At 43.2% G+C, this 4,558-nt stretch carries 8 protein-coding genes; 7 read left to right on the top strand and 1 reads right to left on the bottom strand.

The annotated features are described in order from the left end of the window. A partial coding sequence (locus AAC854_RS21260) for a hypothetical protein (protein WP_340618838.1) occupies positions 1 to 180 on the top strand: 180 nt, incomplete at its 5' end. Between the two features lie 303 nt (positions 181 to 483). Here the strand turns inward: AAC854_RS21260 and AAC854_RS21255 are convergent. Next, complete coding sequence (locus tag AAC854_RS21255; protein WP_340618837.1) at positions 484 to 1,143, bottom strand: XRE family transcriptional regulator; 660 nt, start codon at positions 1,141 to 1,143, stop codon at positions 484 to 486. Positions 1,144 to 1,241: 98 nt separating this feature from the next. Between AAC854_RS21255 and AAC854_RS21250 the strand changes: the two genes are divergently transcribed. The 6 genes from AAC854_RS21250 (at position 1,242) to AAC854_RS21225 (ending at position 4,449) form a co-directional block, all read left to right on the top strand. Then, complete coding sequence (locus tag AAC854_RS21250; protein WP_340618836.1) at positions 1,242 to 1,448, top strand: helix-turn-helix domain-containing protein; 207 nt, start codon at positions 1,242 to 1,244, stop codon at positions 1,446 to 1,448. 229 nt (positions 1,449 to 1,677) lie between these two features. Then, entirely contained in the window at positions 1,678 to 2,085 is a 408-nt protein-coding gene (locus tag AAC854_RS21245) for a hypothetical protein (RefSeq protein WP_340618835.1), read from the top strand. A 98-nt stretch (positions 2,086 to 2,183) separates the two neighbouring features. Continuing rightward, the gene (locus AAC854_RS21240) at positions 2,184 to 3,119 is read left to right on the top strand and encodes a replication protein (protein ID WP_340618834.1); all 936 of its coding nucleotides are present in this window, start codon (positions 2,184 to 2,186) and stop codon (positions 3,117 to 3,119) included. Next, on the top strand, positions 3,116 to 3,838 hold the full coding sequence (locus AAC854_RS21235) for a replication protein P (RefSeq protein WP_340618833.1): 723 nt from the start codon (positions 3,116 to 3,118) through the stop codon (positions 3,836 to 3,838). The genes AAC854_RS21240 and AAC854_RS21235 overlap by 4 nt, the downstream gene beginning before the upstream one ends. Positions 3,839 to 3,877: 39 nt before the next feature. Further along, positions 3,878 to 4,117 (top strand): hypothetical protein, encoded by a 240-nt coding sequence (locus AAC854_RS21230; protein ID WP_340618832.1) that lies wholly within the window; start codon positions 3,878 to 3,880, stop codon positions 4,115 to 4,117. Further along, complete coding sequence (locus tag AAC854_RS21225; RefSeq protein ID WP_340618831.1) at positions 4,114 to 4,449, top strand: nucleoside triphosphate pyrophosphohydrolase family protein; 336 nt, start codon at positions 4,114 to 4,116, stop codon at positions 4,447 to 4,449. Before AAC854_RS21230 ends, AAC854_RS21225 begins: the two co-directional genes overlap by 4 nt. The last annotated feature ends 109 nt before the right edge of the window (positions 4,450 to 4,558 follow it).

Here is a 4,558-nt window from a genome sequence, read left to right as displayed (position 1 = left end):
ATACGTCGCGGTCTGTCCGCTTTACTAAAGCATGATTATTTCCTCTTGGTTAATTACAACGCTCTCTCTGTCAGTGATGCCCGTTCGCGCTCTTTCGAGGCTAATCTTCTCACTGACAGATTGATCAAGACGTTTGGAGTCCACAATCAACTGCCAGCGATACATCGCATTTGTGCGTAGGGGTGTAACAGAGCTATACGCTGTTTTGGGTTCGGATTGTTAAAGAGCGGTTGGTGCTTATCGTTGGCTGTGTGCCTTTGATGAATACAATATATGCGTATAAAACATATGCGTCAAGCGCATATTTTTGTGCGTAAGTGCATATGGCAATTAACCGAATGAAATAAAAAGGAAAATTTTTTTATGAGATAATTGATTTGTGACTATCGTCACATACATTTGAGATGAATCAAGTGAAAGGCATAAAGCCATCCGTGGCTTTGATGATTTTATAAGTGCTCGTACCTACGGGGTCAGCCGTTCTTAATTAATCATTCTTCTATAAACATGGGAAATAACCTTTCCCTTTATATACAACAATGGCTCCTCGTTTTCTTCAATGTACCATGTCTCATAGTTAGGGTTATCCGACAATACGGCTATCTTATCTTTTTGAATTTGAAGGCGTTTAACATGTAATGAACGACCATATGAGAAAATATAAACGCCATCCCCATCAAGACAATTGACCGTAATATCAATAAATATTTGATCACCAGATTCTATTGTTCCGCTCATGCCATCCCCTTTAACAGCAATCACTTTGACATTTTCTTCGCGCCTGTTTCCAAATATTAGTCTGGCCTCTTCTGGCGTGTATTCTATAGAGCCTATGGTTTCTATGAATTCCCTTGTCGATATATCATGACCGGCAATGACCGCTACATCCAATGCCATAACCTTAAAGTATTTATTTTTACGGACTGATTTAGTCATAACTGACACATCATTCTCGACAAACAGATCCGCCACCTGAACCCCCAACGCTCCGGCTATTTTCGAAATTGTTGAATCTGTATAGCCTTGCATATCCCTTTCGAGACGAGAGATATTCCCCACATCACTATTTATGGCGTTGGCTAATTCAAGGATTGTCATCTGCTGCGCTTTGCGAAGACTTCTTATACGTGAACCAATTTTCATTTTGTTATTGGACTCATTTTTTGCGTTTTGCGCAAGGCCTCTTGCGCATATTTGTTTTTTGTAATAATATGCGTACAACGCATTTAAAGGAGCTAAGTATGCAAACACCATTACGAAAAATTAGGCTCAAGAGCAAGTTAACAATTACCGAGGTTGCGGCAGCGGTTAATTGTGATGCTGGCAACCTGAGTCGACTAGAGCGAGGTAATCAAGCTGCATCCTTAGAGATGGCTGAAAAATTATCTCAATTTTATAAAGGGATGATTGACGAAATGCAGATCTTATATCCGCAAAGATTTATGTAATCGCAATCATTCATGCTCTTTAACAATCTGCCCTCACGACAAGCTACTGGTGAACCCTAGCAAACTGAAATAGCGCCGGGTAGTCACTCAGGCAATCGGGTATATCCCGTAAAGGCTCACTCGCCAGAGACTCAGTCGTGCTAACCATCATCTATCTCATGATAGTTGACGACTCTGTGTTTTTATTAAACAAAACTTAACTGAAATTTCACTTTAGGAAATATACCAAATGGAAGTTGCAAAAACTGTCAAAAATACTCGTATTACGTGTAGCGCCCAATATCTGGAGAGTTATTTCCTCAAATCAGCGTTGGATTTTGGAAATAATGATCTGGCACGTGAAATGGGGATTCATCCCTCGGCATTGAGTCGGGATAAAAACCGGATAGCGAAATTGGCTAGTTTAATGATTGTGAAGTTGGGACTGCCAGAGGGAAGTGTCGCAGCGCCCGGATGTGAGGCAAATATCGTACTGACTGGAGTCGAGGCCAGCAAGCTATTGTCAATGCTGGATGAACTCAGATACCCAAAAAGAAAAACCCCAGTTGCTGTAACAACTGAGGTTCCTGAAATGCAACTTGAGATCGGTTTAACGACTGAGGGGCAGTACCCTCAAAACAACATTTCACAGAGGTAATTATACATGAAAACAAAATTTAATGATAGGGAGGTCGCATTATGAATACAGCGGAGGTTTACGATTTTAATACGGCTCGGAAAATCAGGAGCAACAGGGTGGAAAACCAAAAACTCGGTTTCATCCCGTTGTACCGGAGCATAAAGAATAAACCGTGGGCTAAAGACGTATTTCTCAGAACCTTGTGGGATAATTTGCTTATGGGCGCAGCCAGACGGCCGAATACTACAGTCAATTTCAAAGGCAAGGCGTGGCTTTTACAACCCGGTCAATTGGCTGTAACGGCGGCTGATCTGGGGCTATCTCTGTGTGACCGCAACGGGAAACCAACCAGTCGTGATGCAGTAGAACGGATGCTGGCATTCTTTGTGAAAGAGGGAATGATTTCCATCGAGGGGGAGAAGCGAAAAGGACGTGTGATCACCATCACAAATTACAGTGATTATGCTCAAAAAACAGACGATTTACCCGCACATAACGCCGCACATACAGGCGCACATGGCGAGACCAATAATGACGCGGCCTCAGACACCACCCCCGCACATGAGGGCGCACATAACCCCGCACATCATGAACAAGAATATATATTAGATACTAACGTATCTAATGATCGTCACGGAAAAAAATCAGAGGTGTTGCAGCGGTTTTTAAAACGACATCCTGATGCTCATGTTTACACACCGTCTGGTAAATCATGGGGCACTGAGGATGATTTGAAAGCGGCGCAATGGATTTACGCATTGGTGACCGTTATTGACCCTACAGCACCAGAACCTAACTGGCCTGAATGGGCTAATGATATTCGGCTAATGCGCCAACAGGATAACCGCACGCATCATGAAATATGTTCGTTGTTCAAGTGGGCGAACAAAGACCATTTCTGGCATACAAATATTCTCTCCCCGGCAAAACTCCGTAAGCAATGGCAAACGCTAATTCTCCAGAAATCTCAGAAAGAGAAACAACCTGTGACTGCCGGACATTCTGGGATTGATTTCAACAACACTGATTGGGTAGATGGGGTAACGATATGAGAAGCATCGTCACAGCCATACAGAATCGTGATGGCAGAGCATTACAGGCCATGGCTGAGCCGCCAAAGCAGCAACGGGCGCAGGCCACTAAACAGGTTGCCGAGATTTTCAATGAGCTATTTCGCCAGTTGAAAGGCGCATTTCCTGCACTCATGACCAGCATCAAGACACAGGAGGATTTTAACGAACTGCGCCGCCAGTGGGTGTTGGCATTCGCCGAGAACGGGATCTCAACCATTGAGCAGGTTAACGCTGGGATGAAGATCGCCAGACAGCAGGATTCGCCATTTCTGCCGTCCCCTGGTCAATTTATCCAGTGGTGCAAACAGGGTGAGGCAATCGCGGTTGGATTGCCAACTGAGGACGAGCTTTACGATATGTTTCGTGATTACTGTACTCGCCGTGGATGGGGTGATTTCCATTGGCAATCTAACGCCTGTTATTGGATGGTGACAAAAATTCACTCTGAAATGATATATCAGAATTTAACCAATTCAGATGTAAAAAAACTCTGTAGCCGCGAATTGAAAACAATGGCGAAGCGAATTCAGGCAGGGGAAAAAATACCAGAACCTGTTGTTCAGATTGAGGAAAAATACACACCTACCGATAATTACACGGCACTGAAAAATATTCAGTATCTTAAGAAAATGCTGGCAAAAGACATACAGGACGATATTCATTCATATCAGATAAGAGAATGGCATAAAACCAATTAACTCCTCTCACAATCTATTAATTTAATAAGAGGTTTTTACATGACAATTGTTTTTCACAAAGATAATTACTGGTTCCAGACGCCTAATGTTGAGCAGCAGCATCGCCTGATGGCTAGCAAAAATAAAATGTTCTGTTTTGCTGATGAACAGCACCTAGACCGCAAAATCAGTAGGTGTTACCCCAGAGGGCGGGCCTATCTCAAACTTGAGCGTTTAGAGTACCAGTCCAGAAAACAATCGATTGACTATTCGACTGAAAAATTGAGGGCCTTCGCATGAAACTAACTGAATTACAAAAGCAAATTCACCAGCAAAATGTTGACGCGGGTTGGTGGGATAGTCCAAGAGAACGAGGCACGTTACTTTGTTTAATTCACTCAGAAATCAGCGAGGCAATGGAGGGAGAGCGTAAAAATTTGATGGATGATCATTTACCTCATCGTCCTATGGCCGAGGTCGAATTGGCTGATGCAGTGATCCGAATTTTAGATTATGCAGAGGCATTTGGTTATGACATCGAGAGCGCTATTGCTGAAAAACTCGAATACAACAGGCATCGGGCAGACCATAAACGAGAGAATCGCGCCAAGACTGGCGGTAAGGAATTTTAATGAAAATCAAAACGAGTGCACTAACTGGGCGGGCGCTGGACTGGGCTGTGGCTAGAGCTACTGGCATGAATATTTATATGACCAATCAGCATGATAATGAGTACGAATG

The organism is Xenorhabdus entomophaga (assembly GCF_037996725.1).
In the GTDB taxonomy this organism is placed as follows: Bacteria; Pseudomonadota; Gammaproteobacteria; order Enterobacterales; family Enterobacteriaceae; genus Xenorhabdus; species Xenorhabdus khoisanae.
Note: the sequence above shows the minus strand (reverse complement) of the source record. Positions and strands in the feature narration are given on the sequence as shown.

Bases quoted from the DNA above. Each gene is read 5' to 3' on its own strand.
- AAC854_RS21255 (WP_340618837.1), bottom strand. From the start codon at position 1,143: ATGAAAATTGGTTCACGTATAAGAAGTCTTCGCAAAGCGCAGCAGATG.
- AAC854_RS21250 (WP_340618836.1), top strand. From the start codon at position 1,242: ATGCAAACACCATTACGAAAAATTAGGCTCAAGAGCAAGTTAACAATT.
- AAC854_RS21245 (WP_340618835.1), top strand. From the start codon at position 1,678: ATGGAAGTTGCAAAAACTGTCAAAAATACTCGTATTACGTGTAGCGCC.
- AAC854_RS21235 (WP_340618833.1), top strand. From the start codon at position 3,116: ATGAGAAGCATCGTCACAGCCATACAGAATCGTGATGGCAGAGCATTA.
- AAC854_RS21230 (WP_340618832.1), top strand. From the start codon at position 3,878: ATGACAATTGTTTTTCACAAAGATAATTACTGGTTCCAGACGCCTAAT.
- AAC854_RS21225 (WP_340618831.1), top strand. From the start codon at position 4,114: ATGAAACTAACTGAATTACAAAAGCAAATTCACCAGCAAAATGTTGAC.